Here is a 19,968-nt window from a genome sequence, read left to right on the forward strand (position 1 = left end):
GCCGCACGATAGAAAGGCCCCACTGTGACCAACCCGTTCGACGACGACAACGCCCAGTTCTACGTCCTCATCAACGCCGAGGGCGAACACTCCATGTGGCCGACCTTCGCCACCGTCCCCGGCGGCTGGACCATCGCCCACGGCCCCACCACCCGCAAGGCCTGCCTCGACTACGTCGAAGCCCACTGGCTCGATATGCGCCCGAAGTCGTTGGTCCGGGCCATGGCATCGGAAGCGAACTGAGAAAATCGCACGGAATCCAGCTCATTCGCCGCTTACTCGCGCGACGATGAGGTATGGCTACACGCGCGCCCAGCTCCACCGATTCCAGCAAGCGATCCGGCGACGGCACCCGGACCGGGCTCCGCACGTGTCCGCTGTGTGAGGCCGTGTGCGGGCTCGAGCTGACCCTCGACCGCGACGACCGGGTGCTCTCGGTCCGCGGTGACCGGCAGGACCCGTTCAGCCAGGGTTTCGTCTGCCCGAAGGGCGCCAGCCTCGGCACCCTCGACGGCGATCCCGACCGGCTGACCGAGCCGATGGTTCGTGACCGTGCCACCGGGACCTGGCGCGCCACCTCCTGGGACGACGCGTTCGACCTCATCGCCGAGCGGTTCCCGGCGGTGACGGCCGAGTACGGCAAGCAGGCCGCCGCGCTGTATCTGGGCAACCCGAACGCGCACAGCGTGGCAGGTGCGCTCTACGTCCCGGCATTGATCCGCGGGCTCGGCACCAAGAATCTGTATTCGGCCAGTACCGCCGATCAGATGCCCAAGCAGGTGGCCTGCGGTCTGATGTTCGGCGATCCGCTCGCCATCCCGGTGCCCGATCTCGATCGCACCGATTATCTGCTGATGCTCGGTGCGAACCCGATGGAATCCAACGGTTCGCTGTGCACCGCACCGGATTTTCCCGGCCGGTTGAAGGCGCTGCGGGCCCGCGGCGGGCGGCTGGTCGTGGTGGATCCGCGCCGCACCCGCACCGCCGAGCTGGCCGACGAGCATCTGTTCGTCCGGCCGGGCAGCGACGCGTATCTGCTGTTCGGCATCGTGCACACGTTGTTCGCCGAGAACCTCGTCGATCTCCGGACCGACGTGCACGGCCTCGACGAGGTGCGCGCCGCGGCCGCCGATTTCGCACCCGAGGTGGTCGCGGGCCGCACCGGTGTGCCTGCCGACACCGTGGTCCGGCTGGCCCGGGAACTCGCCGAGGCGCCGACCGCCGCGGTGTATGCCCGGATCGGCACCTGCACTGCCGAGTTCGGCACGGTGACCCAATGGCTCGTCGACGTGATCAATACCCTCACCGGAAACCTGGACGCACCGGGCGGGGTCATGTTCGCCTCGGCCGCCGCGCTCGGCATCGTACGAACCAAACCATTCCGACTGGGCCGCTGGACCAGCCGGGTCCGGCAACTGCCCGAGGCCATGGGCGAATTCCCGGTCGCCACCCTGGCCGACGAGATCACCATCCCCGGTGACGGGCAGGTGCGCGCGTTGGTCACGGTGGCCGGAAATCCGGTGCTGTCCGCGCCTAATGGCGCCCGGTTGGATTCGGCGTTCGCCGGACTCGACTTCATGGTGAGCGTGGACTGCTATCTGAACGAGACCACCCGTCATGCCGATGTGATCTTGCCGCCGCCGCCTCCGTTGCGATCGCCGCATTACGATTTCGCGCTGCTGCAATTCGCGGTCCGCAATTACGCCCGGTACTCGCGGCCGCTGGTGCCGCTGGGTGATCGACCGTCCGAGGCGGCCGTTATCGCCCGGTTGGCGGCGGCGGTGACCGGCGGCGATCACCGCGGCGCCGACGGGCGCGACGCGGTCTCCGCTTTCGACGAATTCGTCATCGCCGGCACCCTCCACAAGGCCGGTCTCGCCGACCGCAGGGCCGAGCTGTCCGGCGCGAATACCACCGAGCAGCGCATCGACATGATGGTGCGCCTCGGCCCCTATGGCGCCTGGAACGGCGGCACTCTCAGCCTGACGACGTTGCTGGACAATCCGCACGGCGTCGATCTCGGGCCGCTGCGGCCGCGGCTGCCGGAGGTGCTGCGCACCGAATCCCGTCGCGTCGAACTCGCCCCGCCGCAGCTGCTCACCGACGTCGACCGGCTGCGCGCCGGATTGGCCGCGACAGCACCGGAGATGGTGTTGATCGGCCGCCGTCACCTGCGCTCCAACAACAGCTGGATGCACAATGTGCCGCGCCTGGTGAGCGGGACGAACCGCTGCACGCTGCATATCCATCCCGACGACGTCGCCCGTCTCGGCCTCGGCGATCACGCGGTGGTGAAATCGGCCGCCGGTGAGCTCACCGTGGATCTGGAACCGACCGAGGCGATCATGCCCGGTGTGGTGAGTCTGCCGCACGGTTGGGGCCACACCGTGGGCGGTCAGCGGGTGGCGCGTGAGCACGCCGGTGTGAACACCAATGTGCTCACCGATGACACGGTGATCGACATTCCCTCCGGTAACGCGGTGTTCAACGGTGTGCCGGTGTCGGTGAGCCCGGCCCAGCAGTAGGCGATAGTGCCGGGAACGGTTTCGGTAACGTCCCGATGATCACACTTCTTCGGTGGCCGATATCGAAACCGTTCCGGCACAACGATTAACGTTCGTCCTGTCGCACCGATCGAAGTAGCGCCCGGCGCCAGCGGAATTCCACGCGTACTGCAAGAGATTGTCTTGATTGGCATGGAATCGGGTATATCCGTTATGTTTCGCACGGCACTGGCTGTGCTGTCACCTGTGTTCGATACCCGGGTGACATGACCATGATCTGGATAGCAGGAGCGGCGACAATGGCCAAGAGATTCACCGATGCGGAAAAAGCCAGGGCAGTCAAGAAGGTGGAAAAGCTCCGCGCCGAGGGCAAGTCGTTGAACGCGGCGTGCGAAGAAGTGGTGCAGAAGGCGGGCTGGCCGTCGGTGGGCGCCCTCACCAACTGGGTGAAGGCGGCGGCCGCATCGGCGAACGGCGCGGCGGTCGAGGAACCCGCCGCCGAGGCCGAAGCCCCGGCTCCCCGCAAGCGCGTGGTGAAGAAGGCGCCGAAGTCGCGCGCCGCCACCGCTCGCAAGCGCGCCGCGTCGACCAACGGCTCGTCCGCGCCGAAGAAGGCCGCGGCGAAGAAGGCCGTCCCGGTGACCGCCGCGACGCTGGTCGCCGAGCCGGAGCCCGCCCCCGTCGTCGAGGAGCTGTCCTCGGTGACCGAGGCGCCCGCGCCCGAATCGGTCCCCGCGCCGGAGCAGGCACCGGAGCCGCAGCAGCGGGCCGCCGAGCTCGTCGCCGTGAGCGCCCCGGCCGCGACGTCGACCGTCACACCGGTCGCCGACCCGGAATTCGGCCACCGCAGCGCCGATGACCTGGCCAACGAGGTCCGCCGCCTGCGCATCGCGCTCGAGGAACTGCACGGCGAGAACCGTGCCCTCAAGGACCTCGTCGGGATCTACGTTCGCCGGTGAGCAAGCAGCTACCCCGGACGACATCGGTCCGGGGCAGCTCGATCATCCGCGTCCGGCGGCGCCGCACCACGCGCCGCCGGATCGGCGTAGATCTCAGATCAAACTCTTCTGCTTACGAATCCGCCTGCGCAGGTCCTTCATCAGTGCGTAGGACCCGCCGAAGCGCAGGAATCGCGGGATGAACCGGTTGACGAAACCGACGAACAGGAAAAGGTTGTCGAAGCGCCGCTGATCGGCCTCGGACCATTCGACCCGCAGCTGCTCGCGGAAGTAGGGCGCGAGGAATCCGATGGTCAGGAACTTCAGCAGCCCGCGGAACGGAATCCGCAGATACCAGTGGATCATCCGCAGATTCAGCAGATCATCGAGGTACCCGCGCACGAAATCGTCGAGGACGGCCTCGCGGGCCATCGTATTCCAGTAGGTGTCGAAATCCTTGCGGGTGGCCGGCCACATCTCCCGTGGCACCTGCAAACCCGTCGCCAGCGGTGACGCGGTCTGATAGAACTGCTCGGCCTGCTCATCGTTCATCTTGCCGTTGAGCAGCTGGTAGGTGTCTTCGAATCCGATGAACAGGCACGCCGCCACCCACAGCTGGAGGTGGCGATCGAAGGCGTTGTACTTCACCTTGCTGTCGGGCCCCGAGCGCACCTGGCGATGCGCCACATTCACCGCCTCGCGGAACGCGTCCTTCTCCTCCTGGGTGCCGAGGATGGATACGGCCAGATATTGCGTGGTGGTCCGCGCCCGCTTCCACGGATGCACCATGAGCGCACCGGATTCCACCCGGCTCTCCGCGACGCCGTAGCCGACGCCGGGCCGCGCCATCTGCATGACGACATTGGCGGCGGCGCCGCCGAAGCTCCAGAAATCCAGGGCGTCGGTCAGCGCGAGGGGACGCTTGGTGAACGGCCGGTGGTGGGTGCGGATGGGGATACGGGTCTGCTCGGTGGTCAGCGGCGGCAGGCCATGCTGCTCGAAGGATCGCGCGACTGCGGTCATGGGCATATTTCCGTTCTCTTGCCGGTGCGCCGGACGGGCCGAGTGCCGGCTCTCCGGGTGCCACTGCGCCCATTATGTTACTCGCGATTCTTGCCCGCAAGGGTACTTAGACAGGCGAACAGTCGATAACTTACGACTCCGCGAACCTTGCATCGCGCCTGGCTGGTCTGGTCAATCCCGCCAGAGCTCGATGGAATCTTGTCGAATCACTTCCGTATCGAGCGGAATGGTGCGTAACATACCGATCCAGCCGGACCGGTTGGGAGGCGCGCCGGTCATGCACCGCGCGCCACCTGCGCGCGGCGGCGGGGATCGTGCGCCGGACGGGGCCGGCAGGAAAGGACTAGGGCGATGCTCAAGAAGCTGGATCGAATATTCAGCTACGAGATGAAGGTCTCCGAATTCCTCGGGACGCTCATCATCCTCGGCATTCCATACGGACTGATCGGCGTCATCTGGACGCTGACGCACACCAGCCACCTACGCGATATGCACGGAATCGACGTCGTCATCTCGTTTCTCGGCTCGATCGTGTGCTGGCCGGTGCTCACCTTCTCGAATGTGTGCATGACCTGATGATGATCCTGGTGTGGCTCATCGACATCTTGGTGATCGGCGTCAAGATCCTCGGCGGGCGGATGAAAGTGAACCCGATTCTGCGATTCGGGCTGTGGCTCGCGGTGCTGAGCACCGTCGCCGCGGGTCTGGCGGTGGTGGGGTTCGGCCTGGTGGCACTCGAGCACCAGCTCAGCGGTGACGCCGAAGCGATGGGAATGCGGATCCGATGACCATTGTCGAAAAACCGGCCCCGCCCACCGATCTGGAGAAGGCGCTCGCCGACGCGAGAGGGCTGTGGAAACGGCATCCGCAGCGTTCGCTGGAAACGCTGGGCCGCCAGGTCACCCTCGGCCGCGATGCGATCATCGAAACCTTCCGCGCCATGCTCGCGCGGCGCTTCCCGTTCCACGAGTTCATCAAGCAATGCGCCTTCATGGCGAATGTGTCGGCCGCCCCGACGGTTTTCGTCGCCATCCCGATCGCGGTGGTGGTGTCGATCCAGGTGGGCGCCTTGGTGAATCAGGTCGGTGCGACCACCTTCATCGGTGCGGTCGCCGGACTCGGCATCATCCGGCAGGGTGCGCCGCTGGTGACCTCGCTGATGATCGCGGGCGCGGTCGGCTCGGCCATCTGCGCCGATCTGGGTTCGCGCACCATCAGGGAGGAGATCGACGCCATGATGGTGATGGGCGTCGACCCGGTGCGCAGGCTGGTCGCGCCCCGGCTGGTGGCTGCGGTGCTGGTGAGCATGCTGCTGTGCGGGTTCATCGTCTTCGTCGGTTTCGCGACCGCCTACATGTTCAACGTGTACGCGCAGTCGGGGACGCCTGGTTCGTTCATCGGTTCGTTCGCCTCCTTCGCCGTCGCCAACGATCTGATCGTCGCGCTGGTGAAGGCCGCGGTCTTCGGTGCGCTCACCGCCATCATCGCCTGCGATATCGGCCTGCATGCCAAGGGCGGGCCCGGCGGGGTGGCCGACGCGGTGAACTCGGCGGTGGTCAGTTCGGCGCTGATGTTGTTCGCCACCAACATCATTCTCACCCAGCTCTACAACACGCTGTTTCCGACGAAGGTGATCTGAGTGGGCAGCACGTACACCCCGCCCGCGCTGAAGCCGGTGCGGATGGCCGGCGCGGCGGCCGCGATCCCGATCCAGGCCAACCGCAGGGTCGGCCATCAGGCCATCACCTTCTTCCAGGCGGTGGCGGCGATTCCGTTCGTGCTGCGGCATTACCGCAAGGAAGTGCTGCGATTGACCGCCGACGTCGGTTTCGGCAACGGCTCGCTGATCGTCGGCGGCGGCACCGTCGGCGTGGTGATCATTCTGTGCGCCTTCGGCGGCATCACCGTCGGCATGGAATCGTTCACCGCGCTGAACCTGCTCACCATGGGCCCGCTGACCGGCGCGATCTCCGGTTTCGCGACCACACGCGAGCTGGCGCCCATCCTGGCCACGCTGGCCTTCGCCATCCAGGCCGGTTGCCGGTTCACCGCGCAACTGGGTTCCATGCGGATCTCCGAGGAGATCGACGCGCTGGAATCCATCGCCATCCGCCCGCTGCCGTACCTGGTGACCACCAGGATGATCGCGGCGACGCTGACCATCGTGCCGCTCTACAGCATCGGCCTGGCGGTGGCGTATCTGGCGACGAAGCTGTCGGTGCTGTTTCTCGGTGGCACCTCGGCGGGCACCTACGACCACTACTTCTTCCAATTCCTCATCGGCCCCGATGTGTTCTTCTCCCTGCTCAAGGTGATCGTTTTCGTGATGTTGTCGACGTTCATCCAGTGCTACTACGGCTATTTCGCCTCCGGCGGCCCGGAAGGCGTCGGCGTCGCGGCGGGCCGGGCGATCAAGATGGTCATCGTCGTCATGGTGTTCGCGAATCTGTTCCTGACCCTCGCGATCTGGGGCATCGACCCCGGATTCCGGATCTCGGGGTAGGCGGCGATGATTCTGGATCCCAGTGGGCGCGGACCGACCGCCCGTCAGCTGACCCTGTCGGGGCTCGCGGTAATGGCCACCATGGTGTTGCTGCTGACCCTGCTCGCCCTGCGCTACACCGGCTACTTCGAGGCCAAGGTGCCCGTCACCGTCACGCTCACCAGCACGGGTGACGGGTTGCCGGCCCGCGCGGATGTGAAGTTCCGCGGCATGGTGGTCGGCGCGGTGAGCGCGGTCGACGTGGTGGCGGCCGGACAGAGCCAGGAAGTGTTCGTCGACCTGAAACCCGCGGTGGCCGAGACCATCCCGGACAACGTCACCGCCCGGGTGATTCCCAACAACCTGTTCGGTGTCACCGCGATCGAACTGGTCGACAACGGCCCGTCCGAGGGTGTGCTGCACGAGGGCGCGACCATCGCCGAAGACACCAGCGCGGGCACCGTCCAGTTGCAGACCACGCTGACGGTGCTGCGCGATGTGCTCGACAATATCCAGCCCGAAAAGCTGGGCCGGGTGCTGGCGACCTTCTCCGCGGCGCTGGATCCCGGCGCCCGCGTGCCCGGCTCCACCATCGAACGACTCGACAACTGGATCACCCAGGTCCGCTCGATCGACGGAGTGGGGGAGCTGCTCGGCGATCTCGGCCGCGCCACCACCGCACTGAGCCAGTCGGCGCCCGAGCTGGTCGGGGTGCTGTCGGAATCGGTGACGACCGCGCGCACCCTCACCGAACGCCGCGACAAACTCATCGCCCTGCTCGCCAATGCCAGCGGTGCGGTGGACTCGGTGAACAGCCTGTTCGCGCGTAACCCGAACGCGGCCAAGGAACTGGTGCCCGGCCTGGACGAACTGTTCGGCTCACTGGCCCGTGACCCCGATGCCATCCCGTACACCGCGGCCAACCTCAACGCCACCTTGGAAAAGATGCAGTCGGTGTTCAGTTTCGGCCCACGCAAGCAGATGGTGTGGAAAATGGACGTCTCGTTCACTCCGTTCCAGCAGTACACCGCCGAGGATTGCCCGCACTACGGCGACATGTACGGCCCGCGCTGCGGTGGGCCGACGGTGCCGACCGTGGCGCCGCCGCAGGAGTATCCGCCGCAGATGCTGCCGCGCAGACTCGATTCGGCGGGCCCGGCTCCGGCGCCGATTCCGGTGCCGGGTGTGGCGCCCGTGCCCGCGCAACCCGGCGCACCGGCTGTTCCCGGGCTGCCGTTCATTCCCGGGTTGCCCGCGATTCCCGGAATCACCGCGCCGCTTCCCGGGGCTGCCGCGCCCGCGGGAGCATCGCCCGGCCCAGGTGTCGCGCCCGCGGGCGCGCCGCCCGGAGCTGCCGATACCGGACCAGGGGCTGCGGTGCCCGGGCCGGGTGCTGCGTCGGCTCCCGGAATCGCTGGTGCCGCGCCTACGGGTGCGGCACCAGGGCAGAGCGGTGCCGCCCCCGCGGCCTCCGTGCCCGGATCCCGGGACTCCGCGCCGGTACCCGTCGGCACCGTGACCGGCGGCAATCGCGTCGATTCCGCATCCGGCGCATCGGTCACCGCGTCGGGGCCGGCCGGGCCGAAGCGGGTAGTCCCTGTTTCCGGCGCGAGCGCCCCGGCACCGGGTGCCCGGCCGATCGCGACGGTCCGTGGTCACGCGGCGGTCGCACAGATCGTCGGCGGCAAACCCACCGCCGCGCAGCTACTGCTGCTCACCCCGCTGCTGGCCGGTGGATCCGTGGAGGTCTACGCATGAAGTCGGGCAAGGCGCTGATCGGGTTCAGCTTGTTCGCGGTGCTGGCGATGGTGCTGACCTACACCATCTGGTCGACCTTGCAGCGGTCGGTGTCCGGCGATACGCACAGCTATTCGGCGACGTTCTCCGATGTGCTCGGCGTGCGCGTCGGTGACGATGTGCGCATGGCCGGTGTGCGGGTGGGCCGGGTGGACAGCATCGAATTCGATGACGATTACAAGGCCCGCCTGGAATTCCGCATCCAGGACCGGCAGCGGCTGACCACCACCACCAAAGCGCTGGTGCGGTACCAGAATCTGATCGGCCAGCGCTATATCGCCCTGATTCCCGGCGAGGGCGACGGCACGGTGCTGGAGCCGGGCAGCCATATTCCGCTGGAACGCACCGAACCCTCGTTCGACGTCTCGGCGCTGCTGTCGGGTTTCGAGCCGCTGTTTTCCGTGCTGCAACCGGATCAGGTGAATTCGCTGTCGGAAACGTTGATCCAGGCGCTGCAAGGCGACGGTGTGTCGTTGAGTGCGCTGATCACCCAGGCGGCCGAGCTGGCCACCACCTTCGGCGAACGCGACGAGATCCTCGGCCAGGTGATCACCAATCTGAGCAGCGTGATCGCAGGCCTTGCCAATCGCAGCAAGGAATTGGAAACGCTGATCACCCAGGCCCGATCGCTGGTGGAGGCGCTGTATTCCGAGGGTGAATCGCTGAAGAGTTCGGTCGATCAGGTGGCGACCTCCACCGATGCGCTGGTCGGATTGATCACCCAGGTCAAACCGGATATGGCGCGGGCGCAGAACATGGCGACCAGCGGTGTGGCGTTGCTGCTGCTCAATGGCGCCGCACTGGATCAGGCCGCGATCGAGCTGCCGACTGTCCTCAATGGCCTGGCCCGTTTCACCAGTTACGGCGCCTACGCCAATGCCTATATCTGCCGCCTGGATGTGTCGCTGTGGGGCGTGCTGCTGCCGCCGGGGCTGTTCTCGCAGGTCGGTGGCGAATCCCAATCGGAGGTGTGCCGGTGATGGCACGAATACGACTGCCGAAGTATTCCTCGAATCGGTTCCTGTGGCTGGGGGTCGGCGCTGCCGCGGCGGTGGTGCTGTTGCTGGTCGGGTCCAGTGTGATTTCGCAGGCGCGGTTGACCGACAAGACCATTCAGGTGGAGTTCGCGCAGGCCGCCGGGTTGCGGCCGGGCGCGACGGTGGACGTCTCGGGCATCGAGGTCGGTGCCGTGCAGGCGGTGAACCTGGTCGACGACAAGGTGGTGGTCGATCTGCGGATTCGCCGCGATATGCGGCTCGGCCCGAATGCGCGCGCGGCGATCAAGATGTCCACCATTCTGGGCCGGCTGCATATCGAGCTGACGCCCGGCGACGGTAAAGGGCTGCCGGACAATCGGATTCCGATCGAGAACACCTCCGTGCCCTACAACCTCGGCAAGGTGATCCAGGACCCGAAATACAAGTCCTCGTTCGAACGCATCGAACGCATCGACCCGGAGAAACTGCGCACCGCGCTGGATCTGTTCGACCGGCAGATGGGTGATTCACCGGAGTTGGCGATCACCGCGCTCGACAGCATCGGATCACTGGCCAAGGTGATCAACGATCGCCGCGACGAGGTCGACGTGCTGTTGAAAGGCCTGGACACGGTCTCGCAGCTGGCCGCAGACAATCAGAACAGTGTGCTGTTGCTGCTGACCCGCGGTGAGGCGATCGGCAACGCGGTGGCGCTGCGGCAGACCCTGCTGCGGCAATTGCTCGACAATGTGGCTGCGCTGTCGGCGTTGCTGCGCGAGATGGGCATCGAGAACAACGATCAGCTCGGCCCACTGATCCAGAATCTGAACACCATGACCCAGGGCCTGGAGAAGAACCGGGACAATCTGGACCGGCTCTACGAAATCATGCCGATCGCCCTGCGTCAGTTCAACAATGCCCTCGGCAACGGGCCCTATGGCGATGTCTGGGCTCCGTGGTTCCTGCCGGACAACTGGCTGTGTTTCGCCCAGGCCGTTCAGGGGTGCGGCTCATGAGAATTCGAACGATCATCCGCACGGCCGCACTATCTGTCGCGGCGACGCTGGCGGCGGGATGTGCGTTGCTGCCCGAGAGCATCAGCGCGCTGCCGAACCGGTATCTCGGTGAACACATGCGTATCAGCGCCGACTTCGAGAACGTCGCCGGCCTGTACGCGGGCAATGAGGTGGCGATTCTCGGCGTACCGGTGGGCCGGGTGGACACGGTGACGGCCAAGGGCAGCTACGTCCAGGTCACCATGACCATCGACAAGGGCGTCAAGGTGCCGGAAAACGCGATGGCCGCGCTCATTTCGCCGCAGCTCATCACCAACCGGCACGTCGAATTGGCGCCCGCCTATTCCGGTGAGGGGCCGTTGCTGGCCGATGGCGCGCATATTCCGCTGGAGCGCACGCGGGTGCCGGTGGAGCTCGATCGGATTCTGGAGAACTTCGATCAGCTCGGCGCCGCGCTCAAGGGCGATAACGCGCAGGGCCCGATGGCCAGCCGGGTGTTGTTCCCGCTGCTGGAAGGTAATGGCGATCGGTTGCGCGCCACCCTCGACGCGCTGTCGTCGGCGTTCGAGGTGTCCTTCGCCAACAAGGACCAGATCGCCAACACCATCATCAAACTCAACGAGATCACCCAGATCATCGCCCAGAACGATCAGACCGTCCGCGATTTCAGCGGCAGGCTCACCGAACTGGTGCAATTGATGGGCGAGCAGTCACCCGGCCTGCAAGCAGTACTGACCCAGCTCAACGATTTCGTCAACAACACCTCCTCGGTGGTCGGCCAGAACTCCGATCAGCTGGCCGGTGCGTTGCAGCGGTTCACCACGATCACCGCCCAGATGCGCGCCAACGCCCGCGGTCTCACCGAATTGGTCGACGTCGCGCCGCTGTTCTTCGAGAACTTCTCCAACGCCGTCAGCCGTGAACACCGTGCGCTGCGCTTGCACGGTCTGCTGGACAAGGCGGTGCTCGACAACGAGGTGCTCTCGCTGTTCTGTGAGCGCGTGCAGATGCGCTCCGACGGCTGCCGCACCGGCAAGATCCAGGATTTCGGTCCCGATTTCGGGCTGACCGCCGCATTGCTCGGACTCACGAAATGAGAGTGATGATTCGCAGGACAGTGCTGATCCGCAGGACACTCGGTGCGTTCGCCGTCATCCTCACCGTGGGCGCCGCCACCGGGTGCGGCATCACGGTGGAGAACGTGCCGATGCCCAAACCCGGTATCGGCGGCCCCGGCTACACCATTCGCGCGGCCTTCCGTGACGCGCTGAACCTGCCCGACCGCGCGCACGTGAAGATCGGCGGCACCGATATCGGCGTCGTCACCGATATCTCCACCACCAATTTCATCGCCGACGTGGAAATGCTGATCCGCGAGGACATCAAACTGCCACGCGGCACCACCGCCGAATTGCGCCAGGCCACCCCGCTCGGCGACATCTTCGTCGCGATGACGCTGCCACCGGCCACCGCCGAGACCGAACTGCTGCAACCCGGCGACATCATCTCCACCGACCACACCGGCGCGGGCGCCTCGGTGGAAGAGCTGATGGTGTCGGTGTCGATGCTGATCAACGGTGGCGGGCTCAATCAGGCCGCGGAGATCACCGCGCAGATGGATTCGATGTTCGGCGGACGCGCACCCCAGGTGGCGCACATGATCACCGAACTCACCAGCGTGCTCGCCGCCCTCAATGCCCGCACCGGCGATATCGACAGCGTGCTGTCCGGAGTCAATGTGCTGACCGGTGAACTCGCTGCCCGCAAGGCGGAATTGGGTCAGGCCGCCGATACCTTCCCCGGTCTGCTCGGGCTGGTGGCCGAGAACAATCGCGATATCTCCTCGCTGATCAACAAGGTGTCGGTCACCATGGCCGCGCTCGGCGATTTCACCAACACCACCGGTGATGATTTCGTGAGCCTGTTCGACAGCATCCAGCAGTTGATGTCGGGCTTCACCCAGATGGGCGGCGATCTCGGGGAGCTGCTCGAGCGGTTCCATTCGATCTATCCCTCGCTGGAGGCCACCCTCGAGGGGCCGACACTGGCCGTCGCCGCCACCGTGTCCTACCTCAGCGTCGGCGCGCTGACCGACCCGACCGGCAGCCGTCTGCCCGAGGTCGGCGATGTGCCCGCGTTCATCGGCAGCCTCGCGCAGGTGATCCAGAAGGTCATCGGCCGGGTCACCAGCCCGCCGCAGCCGGTGCCGGGACAGCAGGCGCCCGCACCGCAGCCCGCTCCGCAAGGTGGTGAGCGGTGAACATCCCGCTGTGGAATTACCTGGTTCGCCGTCGCGTCGCGGTCGCGAACCTCGGGCTCGTGGTGATCCTGGTGCTCGGGTCCTGGTACCTGGGTGCCGAGGTGCTGCGGATCAACCCGCTGCCCAACACCTACGCGGTGACCGTCGAATTGCGCGGCTCCGGTGGGCTGCTGCCCGGCAACGACGTCACCTTTCGTGGCACCAGGGTCGGCCGGGTGAGCGATGTGCGGGTGACCGACACCGGCATCGCCGCGGTGGCCGAAATCGATTCGTCGGCGCGGATTCCGGTCGGCGGCACCGTCGCCGTCGGCCGGTTGTCGGCGGCGGGCGAGCAGTACCTCGATTTCCGGCCGGACGCCGATACCGGGCCGTACCTGGATGACGGTGCGGTGGTGGACGTGGCGCAGACCTCGACACCGGTCTCGGTGCAGTCGGTGCTGACCAACGTCAGCGGACTGATCGGCGGCCTGAACCCGCAGCGGCTCACCGTCATCGTGAACGAACTGGACAAGGCGCTGGCCGGCGGCCCGGACCGGTTGCGCAACATGATCTCCGGGATCAGCCGGGCCATGGCCGGGCTCAACGATCTGCTGCCGCAGACTCGTCAGCTGATCGAGAATCTCGGCGTCATCGCCGAGACCACCTCGCACGCCCAGCCCGACCTGACCACGCTCACCACGGGCGCGGGCGCGCTGTTCGATCAGCTCACCGCCGCCGACCAGGAAGTGCGCCGCTTCCTCGATCTGGCGCCCGATCAGCTGGCCACCCTCGGCGGCTTCGTGCAGGCCACCGAGGATCCGATCACCAATCTGGTCACCAATTTCGTCGCCATCACCAAGGCCGCCAAACTGCGTGCCCCCGCGATCTCGGCGCTCTTCCCCGCGCTGCGCGAGGGTTCGGCCGCGATCGGCATCCCCGCCCACGACGGCGCCTACCACACCCTGGTCGACCCCTGGCCGCGCCCGACCTGCGAATACGACACCATCCCCGTCGTCCCCACCACCCCGACCGCCGATACCAGGGTGCGCCTCTACAACTACTGCATCACCAGCAACCCGGCCTTGCAGATCCGCGGCTCCGCCAACGCCCCGCGCCCGAACGTCCCCGACAACACCGCGGGCCCGCCGCCCGGCGTCACCGGCAACGAACTCTCCCGCCCGATCCCCGGCAGATAGGACCGAAACAGCATGAGCACCAAAGACACCGACCCTGCCGCTAAGGACCCGGCTGCGTTGAACGAGCTGAGCATCGCGGTGGAGCGGACGCCATCGAAGTCGCGTGGAACCGGTGTCGCGCCGAGTCCGGCCGCCGCCGACTCGGTCGACGATCAACCGGACACACGAGGATCCGAGCCCGCCGTGACGTCTGTGATCGGCACACACGGCGAAGCGGTCGATGGCGCTGCCGATATGCCTGTCGGCGAACAGGACTCGCCGGAAGCCGACGGCGTGTCTGCCGCTGAGCGCGAGGGCGCCCTCTCGCGCGGCACGCCGGATTCCGATGTCGATCCGCACTCCGGCGGCGTGTCGGATGCGATTGTGACCTCCGATGGCACAGGTTCCTCGGATCTCGAACTGCCGAAACAACGCCGATCGACCGCCGCTGTGACCGACGGCGCGGCGACGGCTGCGGTCGACGATGGCTCGACGGTCGGCGGTGGCGCCGCGGCGGCCGATGACGATGTCACCGGTGAATCGCACTCCACCGCCGCCCGCAAGCGCCCGCTCGGGAGGCTGACGGCCGTGATCGGCCGCCGCGGCGGGCAACGCCCCACCGCGCGCGTCCTCGCCGCCCGCTGCGCGGTGGCGTTGCTGCTGGTCGCGGGCGCTGCGTCGACGCTGTACTTCTACATGCAGGATCGCGACAAGGAAGCCGTGCTGGCCGCGCAGGAACAGGCGCGGCTGGCGGCCTGCGAGTACGCCCCGGTGCTGGCCAACTACGACGCGAAGAACCTCGACCCCTATTTCCGTGCGGTGCTCGACGGCGCCACCGGTGACTGGCGGCAGCAGTTCGAAGCCACCAGCCAGGAACTGCGTGAGGTGCTCGCGCAGGGCCAGGTCGTCTCGGCGGCCAGCGATGTGCAGTGCGCGATCAAATCCGGTGACGAGACCTCGGCGGAGGCCATCGTGGTGATCGGCCAGACCATCACCAGCCTCGGCACCCAGGGCAAGCCGGCCCCCGGACAGCTGTCGATGGTGATGCGGATGGAGAAGTCCGGCGACCGCTGGCTGGTCAACGACATGAACGCACCGCTGGCGCCGTCACCGCAGCCCTGACCTCAGCGTCCGAACAGCACCTGCCGCATCAGCGCCGCCACCCGACGGCGTGAGCAGGCCGGATCCACCGAACCGAACCGCTGCCCGAGATCGACCACCATGGCCAGCGCGGCGTGCACCAGCACCCGAGCGGTCGCGGCGGCGAGCTCGGGCCGCACCGCGGTCAACAGCTTGGCCCACTCTTCGACATTGAGCCGCTGGATGTTGCGCAGCACGGTGCGTTCCTCGGCGGGCACATTGCTGATCTCGGCGTAGTAGACGAAGGTCAGCTCGCGTTCGGCGAACGAGCCGTCGACGAACAGGTCGATGAGGGTGTGCAGGGCCTGCTCGGGACCATCGGATCCGGCCACGGCGGGGCCGATGGCAGCCGAAACCCGGTCGGCCGCACGGCGAAACGCGGCGGCGAGGATATCGCCCTTACCGCGGTAGAACCGGTACACCGCCGAGGAGGCCGGCAACCCGGCGGCGGTGGCGATGTCCTCCACGCTCACATTCGGGTAGCCGCGTTCATGGAACAGTTCCACCGCGCGCACCAGCAGCAGTTCGTGCTTGAAGGTCAGCGGGATCTCGCGGGCCGTGGTGGCCTCGGTGTCGTCGCCGGGTGCGGGCAGCCGGGTATCGGCCAGGTCCCGGCAGGCGGCACCGAGCTGATCGGTCAGCGCGCGCACCGGGATCGCCACGTGGTGGTCGCCGATGCTGCTCAGCACGCTCAGCAGCGCCGCCGTGAGCACCGCGCGGTCGCGTACCGGCAGGTCTGGGCGGTATTCACCGAGCGCCTCGCGCAGCGCGCTGTCGACCACGGTGAGCTGGTCGTGCAGCAGAGTGGCGTCGTCGGGTTCGAGGTAGCGGCGTTGCCAGCGCAACAGCGCGGCGCTGCGCCGGTTGACGATGGAGGCCTCGATCAGCGCATCCAGTTCGTGCTCGAGCCGCTCGCGCGCCGACCACCGCCGCGCCTCCTCCGGCAGCCGCACCGCCTCCACGCTGAGCCTGCCCAGCCGCATCGTTTCCTCGCGGAACAGCGCGTACTTGCTCGGGTAGTGGCGGTACAGCGCGGTCGAGGAGATATCGAGGCGCGAGGCGATGTCCTCCATGCTCACCCCGTGATAGCCGAGCGAACCGAACGCTTCGGCCGAGGCCGCCGCGATCTGCGCGCGCCGGTCGCGCGGCCGGCGTCGCACCGCCCGAGTCCCGGTGGTCTCGTCCGCGGTCGTCTCCCGCGTCGAGCGGCGATTCCGGGCTCCCATGCGGCGATGATAGCCCGGCGAACCGCTGCTCCACGCGCACTTTCTCCCCGCGTTGGGGAAGTGAATCAGAAATCACAAAATGGTCTGTAACGACTACTATTGCGGCACGGATAGTAAGAATGGCCCGTAACATATTCTGTCGACGGCGGGCAGCATCGAGCCCGGTGGGACCACGCGATGAGCGAGGAATCAGACCTGCGCGCGACGCCCGAACAACACGATCTGCATCAGCGCCGCCACCCGCCCCTGCGAGGCGATCGGCGCGGTACCGAACGACCGGCCCAGATCCACCACCAAGGCGAACGCGGCATGCACCAGGAACCGGGATTCGGCCGGCGCGAGTTCCGGGCGCACCTCACGCACCAGCCGCGCCCACTCCTCGACGCTGAGCCGCTGGATATTGCGCAGCACCGTGCGTTCCTCGGCCGGAACGTGCTGGAACTCGGTGTAGTAGACGAAGGTCAGCGCCCGCTCGGTGAACGAGCCCGCCACATACTGATCGATCAGCGACACCAGTGCCGCCTCGGCGCTGTCGGCCGCCGCGACGGCCGGTCCGATCGCGCTCGAAACCCGTTCGGCCGCACGGCGGAACGCGGCCGCCAGCAGATCGCTCTTGCCGCGATAGAACCGGTACACCGCCGACGCCGCCGACAGCCCGGCCGCGGTCGCGATGTCTTCCACGCTGACGTTCGGATACCCGCGATCGTGGAACAGCTCGACCGCCTTGCGCAGCAGCAGCTCATGCTTGAACGAATCCGGGATCTCCGCCGCCGCAGCGGGTTCCACCGCGTCCCCGACCGCGGGCAGCTCGGCCTGCGCGATATCCCAGCAGGCCGACGACAGCAGGCGGGTAAGCGATTTCGCGGGCAGCGCGGCGTGATGGTCGGCGATGCTGGTGATGGTGCTCAGCATGGCCGCGCGCAGTACCCGCAGATCGTCCTCGTCGAGCTCGGGGCGCAGCGCGTGCAGTTCGGCGCCGAGCGCGTCGACGACGGTGGCCTGCTGTTCGTTGAGCAGATCCGAATCCTCGGGCTCGAGGTAGCGGCCCTCCCAGCGCACCAGGGTGACGCTGGCCCGGTTGTCGATGGTGGCGGTGATGAGCGCGTCGAGGACCTGCCGTAGCCGCTGCTCGGGGGTGGCGTCGGCCGCGTCCTCGGGTAGGTGCACCGATTCGGTCATGGCCCGGCCCACCCGCAGTAGTTCCTCCCGGAACAGGGCGTACTTGCTGGGGTAATGCCGGTAGAGCGCGGCGGAGCTGATGCCGAGACCCGAGGCGATGTCCTCCATGCTGACACCGTGATAGCCGAGGGAGCCGAAGGCGGAGGCGGCGGCCGCCGCGATCTGGGCTCGCCGGTTCTTCGGCCTGCGCCGGATCTCGCGTGGCGCCGAGTCGCCGTTGCTCTTCGCACGCACGGTACGGCGATTGTCGACACTCATTCCGACATGGTATCGCCCGGTAACCAGCGGCAATGTGGCGCTCCCCGGCGTGAGTCGTGGATCACCTGCGGCCGGGCGGGCGAATCCGCGCGTACCAGTCGAGCAGATCGGGATCGTCGACCGCGCTGCGCTCGACGACCCGGGTCGGGTCCGCACCCTGGAACAGCTTCTTGATCGGCACCTCGAGCTTCTTGCCGGTGCGGGTGTGCGGGACGGCGGGCGCGGCCAGGATCTCGTCGGGCACATGCCGCGGCGACACCTCGGTGCGGATCACGGCTTTGATCCGTTCGGCCAGCTCATCGGTCAGTTCCACGCCGGGCGCCGTCACCACGAACAGCGGCATCCAGTAGCCGCCGTCGGGTTGTTCGGCGCCGATCACCAGCGCCTCGGCGACCTCGGGCAGCCGTTCCACCGCCTGATAGATATCGGCGCTGCCCATCCGGATGCCGTGCCGGTTGAGCGTGGAATCGGACCGCCCGTGCACCACCACCGAACCGTGATCGGTGATGGTGATCCAGTCGCCGTGCCGCCACACACCGGGGTAGGTGTCGAAATAGGCGTCGTGGTAACGCTTTCCGTCCGGGTCGTTCCAGAAGCTCACCGGCATGGACGGCATCGGCCGGGTGACCACCAGTTCGCCGACCTCACCGCGCACCGGATTTCCCGACTCGTCGTAGGCCTCCAGCGCCACACCGAGATACGGCGCCGACAGCTCGCCCGGCCACACCGGCACCGTGCGCACCCCGCCGATGAACGCCGACACCACATCGGTGCCGCCGCTGATCGAGGAGATCGGAATATGGTCACCGACGTTGTCGCGCAACCACAGTGCCGACGACGGCGGCAGTGCCGAGCCGGTGATGCCGATCATCCGTAACGCCGACAGGTCGTGCTCGTCCTTGGGCACCGAGCCGGCCTTGATGCAGGCCAGCACATACCCGGGGCTGGTGCCGAGCACCGTCGCGCGCACCTTCGCCGCGATCCGCCACAGCGCGTCCGGCTCGGGATGGGTGGGGCTGCCGTCGAAGCAGACGATGGTCGCGCCCGCGAGCAGCCCGGCCACCTGGAAATTCCACATCATCCAGCTGGGGCTGGTGTACCAGAAGAAGGTGTCGTCGGGGCCGATATCCGATTGCAGCGCCACCGCTTTCAGATGCTCGACCAGCACGCCGCCGTGGCCGTGCACGATGCCCTTGGGCAGGCCGGTGGTGCCGGAGGAGAACACGATCCACAGCGAGTGGTCGAAGTCGACGGCTTCGGTCTCGATCACCGGATCGGTGTCGGTGGTCTTGACGGCGTCGGCCCAGGCCAGCGTGTCCGGTACGTCGAGCCCGAGGCGCGACACCACGATGGTCTCGCGCACACTCGACAGCCCGGCGCGCAGCTGGTCGATATCGGCGCGTTTGTCGTGCGCTTTGCCGCCGAAACGGTAGCCGTCGGCGGTGACCAGCACCGTCGGTTCCAGCTGGCCGAGCCGGTCGAGCGCGGCTTTGGCGGTGTAATCCTGACCGCACGCGCTCCACACCGCGCCCACTGCCGCGGTACCGAGGAACGCGATCACGGCCTCGGGGATATTCGGCAGATAGCCGGCCACCCGGTCACCCGGCCGCACCCCGAGCGAGCGCAGCGTTCGCGCGAAAGCGGCGGTGCGGTCGATCAATTCGGTCCAGGAGACCTCGGTGACATCCTCGCCGCCGTCAGTGAGCGCCACGATCGCCGGACGGTCGGAGCGCGCCTGCCGCACGACCTGATCCACATAGTTCACCCGGGTGCCGGGGAACCAGCGCGCTCCCGGCATGGTCTCCTCGGCCAGCACCTCGCCGGCGATCTCACCGAGCTCGAAGTAATCCCACAGCGCATGCCAGAAACCGGCGAGATCCTGCACCGACCACTGCCACAGCGCGGCGTAGTCGGGGGTGGGGACGCCGGTGCGCGCGGTGACGAAGCGGGCGAAATCGGTGATCTTCGCCTCGGCGATATCCCGGTCGGTGGGCACCCACTGTGGCTGCATCGT

The 19,968-nt window shown here is 67.2% G+C and carries 18 protein-coding genes; 14 read left to right on the forward strand and 4 right to left on the reverse strand.

The window, feature by feature from the left end; translation table 11 throughout:
- Positions 1 to 24: 24 nt before the first annotated feature.
- The 3 genes from FEK34_RS21835 to FEK34_RS21845 all read left to right on the forward strand — a co-directional run bounded on the left by FEK34_RS21835 (position 25) and on the right by FEK34_RS21845 (position 3,463).
- The gene (locus tag FEK34_RS21835) at positions 25 to 243 is read left to right on the forward strand and encodes an MbtH family protein (RefSeq protein ID WP_138450435.1); all 219 of its coding nucleotides are present in this window, start codon (positions 25 to 27) and stop codon (positions 241 to 243) included.
- 53 nt (positions 244 to 296) lie between these two features.
- Complete coding sequence (locus FEK34_RS21840) at positions 297 to 2,525, forward strand: molybdopterin oxidoreductase family protein (RefSeq protein ID WP_138450437.1); 2,229 nt, start codon at positions 297 to 299, stop codon at positions 2,523 to 2,525.
- A 278-nt stretch (positions 2,526 to 2,803) separates the two neighbouring features.
- A complete protein-coding gene (locus tag FEK34_RS21845) occupies positions 2,804 to 3,463 on the forward strand; it encodes a hypothetical protein (protein ID WP_138450439.1) in 660 nt (219 codons plus the stop codon).
- Positions 3,464 to 3,556: 93 nt separating this feature from the next.
- Here the strand turns inward: FEK34_RS21845 and FEK34_RS21850 are convergent, their stop codons facing one another.
- A complete protein-coding gene (locus tag FEK34_RS21850; RefSeq protein ID WP_138450441.1) occupies positions 3,557 to 4,465 on the reverse strand; it encodes an oxygenase MpaB family protein in 909 nt (302 codons plus the stop codon).
- Positions 4,466 to 4,816: 351 nt separating this feature from the next.
- Between FEK34_RS21850 and FEK34_RS21855 the strand changes: the two genes are divergently transcribed.
- The 11 genes from FEK34_RS21855 to FEK34_RS30460 are packed head-to-tail and all read left to right on the forward strand — an operon-like array spanning position 4,817 to position 15,273.
- The gene (locus tag FEK34_RS21855) at positions 4,817 to 5,041 is read left to right on the forward strand and encodes a hypothetical protein (RefSeq protein ID WP_138450442.1); all 225 of its coding nucleotides are present in this window, start codon (positions 4,817 to 4,819) and stop codon (positions 5,039 to 5,041) included.
- A complete protein-coding gene (locus FEK34_RS21860) occupies positions 5,041 to 5,253 on the forward strand; it encodes a hypothetical protein (RefSeq protein WP_138450444.1) in 213 nt (70 codons plus the stop codon). Before FEK34_RS21855 ends, FEK34_RS21860 begins: the two co-directional genes overlap by 1 nt.
- Complete coding sequence (locus FEK34_RS21865) at positions 5,250 to 6,104, forward strand: MlaE family ABC transporter permease (protein ID WP_138450446.1); 855 nt, start codon at positions 5,250 to 5,252, stop codon at positions 6,102 to 6,104. Before FEK34_RS21860 ends, FEK34_RS21865 begins: the two co-directional genes overlap by 4 nt.
- The gene (locus FEK34_RS21870; protein ID WP_138450448.1) at positions 6,105 to 6,968 is read left to right on the forward strand and encodes an ABC transporter permease; all 864 of its coding nucleotides are present in this window, start codon (positions 6,105 to 6,107) and stop codon (positions 6,966 to 6,968) included.
- Between the two features lie 6 nt (positions 6,969 to 6,974).
- Positions 6,975 to 8,705, forward strand: coding sequence for an MCE family protein (locus FEK34_RS21875; RefSeq protein WP_138450450.1), 1,731 nt, complete (start codon positions 6,975 to 6,977; stop codon positions 8,703 to 8,705).
- Positions 8,702 to 9,724 carry an MCE family protein gene (locus FEK34_RS21880; RefSeq protein ID WP_138450452.1) on the forward strand — a complete coding sequence of 341 codons (1,023 nt, stop codon included), beginning with the start codon at positions 8,702 to 8,704 and terminating at the stop codon, positions 9,722 to 9,724. Before FEK34_RS21875 ends, FEK34_RS21880 begins: the two co-directional genes overlap by 4 nt.
- Positions 9,724 to 10,737, forward strand: coding sequence for an MCE family protein (locus FEK34_RS21885; RefSeq protein WP_138450454.1), 1,014 nt, complete (start codon positions 9,724 to 9,726; stop codon positions 10,735 to 10,737). Before FEK34_RS21880 ends, FEK34_RS21885 begins: the two co-directional genes overlap by 1 nt.
- A complete protein-coding gene (locus FEK34_RS21890; protein WP_138450456.1) occupies positions 10,734 to 11,834 on the forward strand; it encodes an MCE family protein in 1,101 nt (366 codons plus the stop codon). The genes FEK34_RS21885 and FEK34_RS21890 overlap by 4 nt, the downstream gene beginning before the upstream one ends.
- A gap of 5 nt (positions 11,835 to 11,839) precedes the next feature.
- Complete coding sequence (locus FEK34_RS21895; RefSeq protein ID WP_249357919.1) at positions 11,840 to 12,997, forward strand: MlaD family protein; 1,158 nt, start codon at positions 11,840 to 11,842, stop codon at positions 12,995 to 12,997.
- A complete protein-coding gene (locus tag FEK34_RS21900) occupies positions 12,994 to 14,172 on the forward strand; it encodes an MCE family protein (RefSeq protein ID WP_138450458.1) in 1,179 nt (392 codons plus the stop codon). The genes FEK34_RS21895 and FEK34_RS21900 overlap by 4 nt, the downstream gene beginning before the upstream one ends.
- Before the next feature lie 12 nt (positions 14,173 to 14,184).
- Positions 14,185 to 15,273, forward strand: coding sequence for a hypothetical protein (locus tag FEK34_RS30460; protein ID WP_212748798.1), 1,089 nt, complete (start codon positions 14,185 to 14,187; stop codon positions 15,271 to 15,273).
- A 2-nt stretch (positions 15,274 to 15,275) separates the two neighbouring features.
- Here FEK34_RS30460 and FEK34_RS21910 read toward each other — a convergent pair whose 3' ends face one another.
- The 3 genes from FEK34_RS21910 to FEK34_RS21920 form a co-directional block, all read right to left on the reverse strand.
- Positions 15,276 to 16,517, reverse strand: a complete 1,242-nt coding sequence (locus tag FEK34_RS21910; RefSeq protein WP_138450460.1) for a TetR/AcrR family transcriptional regulator — start codon at positions 16,515 to 16,517, stop codon at positions 15,276 to 15,278.
- A 189-nt stretch (positions 16,518 to 16,706) separates the two neighbouring features.
- Positions 16,707 to 17,954 (reverse strand): TetR/AcrR family transcriptional regulator, encoded by a 1,248-nt coding sequence (locus tag FEK34_RS21915; protein ID WP_138450461.1) that lies wholly within the window; start codon positions 17,952 to 17,954, stop codon positions 16,707 to 16,709.
- Positions 17,955 to 18,015: 61 nt separating this feature from the next.
- On the reverse strand, positions 18,016 to 19,965 hold the full coding sequence (locus FEK34_RS21920; protein WP_138450463.1) for an acetoacetate--CoA ligase: 1,950 nt from the start codon (positions 19,963 to 19,965) through the stop codon (positions 18,016 to 18,018).
- Between the last annotated feature and the right edge of the window lie 3 nt (positions 19,966 to 19,968).

The organism is Nocardia cyriacigeorgica, from assembly GCF_005863245.1.
Taxonomy (GTDB): domain Bacteria; phylum Actinomycetota; class Actinomycetes; order Mycobacteriales; family Mycobacteriaceae; genus Nocardia; species Nocardia cyriacigeorgica_C.

What these genes read in the sequence shown, in the direction of transcription:
- FEK34_RS21850 (WP_138450441.1), bottom strand. Translation starts at nt 4,465, where the DNA reads ATGACCGCAGTCGCGCGATCCTTCGAGCAGCATGGCCTGCCGCCGCTG.
- FEK34_RS21875 (WP_138450450.1), top strand. Translation starts at nt 6,975, where the DNA reads ATGATTCTGGATCCCAGTGGGCGCGGACCGACCGCCCGTCAGCTGACC.
- FEK34_RS21860 (WP_138450444.1), top strand. Translation starts at nt 5,041, where the DNA reads ATGATGATCCTGGTGTGGCTCATCGACATCTTGGTGATCGGCGTCAAG.
- FEK34_RS21845 (WP_138450439.1), top strand. Translation starts at nt 2,804, where the DNA reads ATGGCCAAGAGATTCACCGATGCGGAAAAAGCCAGGGCAGTCAAGAAG.
- FEK34_RS21840 (WP_138450437.1), top strand. Translation starts at nt 297, where the DNA reads ATGGCTACACGCGCGCCCAGCTCCACCGATTCCAGCAAGCGATCCGGC.
- FEK34_RS21915 (WP_138450461.1), bottom strand. Translation starts at nt 17,954, where the DNA reads ATGAGTGTCGACAATCGCCGTACCGTGCGTGCGAAGAGCAACGGCGAC.
- FEK34_RS21855 (WP_138450442.1), top strand. Translation starts at nt 4,817, where the DNA reads ATGCTCAAGAAGCTGGATCGAATATTCAGCTACGAGATGAAGGTCTCC.
- FEK34_RS21890 (WP_138450456.1), top strand. Translation starts at nt 10,734, where the DNA reads ATGAGAATTCGAACGATCATCCGCACGGCCGCACTATCTGTCGCGGCG.
- FEK34_RS21880 (WP_138450452.1), top strand. Translation starts at nt 8,702, where the DNA reads ATGAAGTCGGGCAAGGCGCTGATCGGGTTCAGCTTGTTCGCGGTGCTG.
- FEK34_RS21920 (WP_138450463.1), bottom strand. Translation starts at nt 19,965, where the DNA reads ATGCAGCCACAGTGGGTGCCCACCGACCGGGATATCGCCGAGGCGAAG.
- FEK34_RS30460 (WP_212748798.1), top strand. Translation starts at nt 14,185, where the DNA reads ATGAGCACCAAAGACACCGACCCTGCCGCTAAGGACCCGGCTGCGTTG.
- FEK34_RS21865 (WP_138450446.1), top strand. Translation starts at nt 5,250, where the DNA reads ATGACCATTGTCGAAAAACCGGCCCCGCCCACCGATCTGGAGAAGGCG.
- FEK34_RS21885 (WP_138450454.1), top strand. Translation starts at nt 9,724, where the DNA reads ATGGCACGAATACGACTGCCGAAGTATTCCTCGAATCGGTTCCTGTGG.
- FEK34_RS21910 (WP_138450460.1), bottom strand. Translation starts at nt 16,517, where the DNA reads ATGGGAGCCCGGAATCGCCGCTCGACGCGGGAGACGACCGCGGACGAG.
- FEK34_RS21895 (WP_249357919.1), top strand. Translation starts at nt 11,840, where the DNA reads ATGATTCGCAGGACAGTGCTGATCCGCAGGACACTCGGTGCGTTCGCC.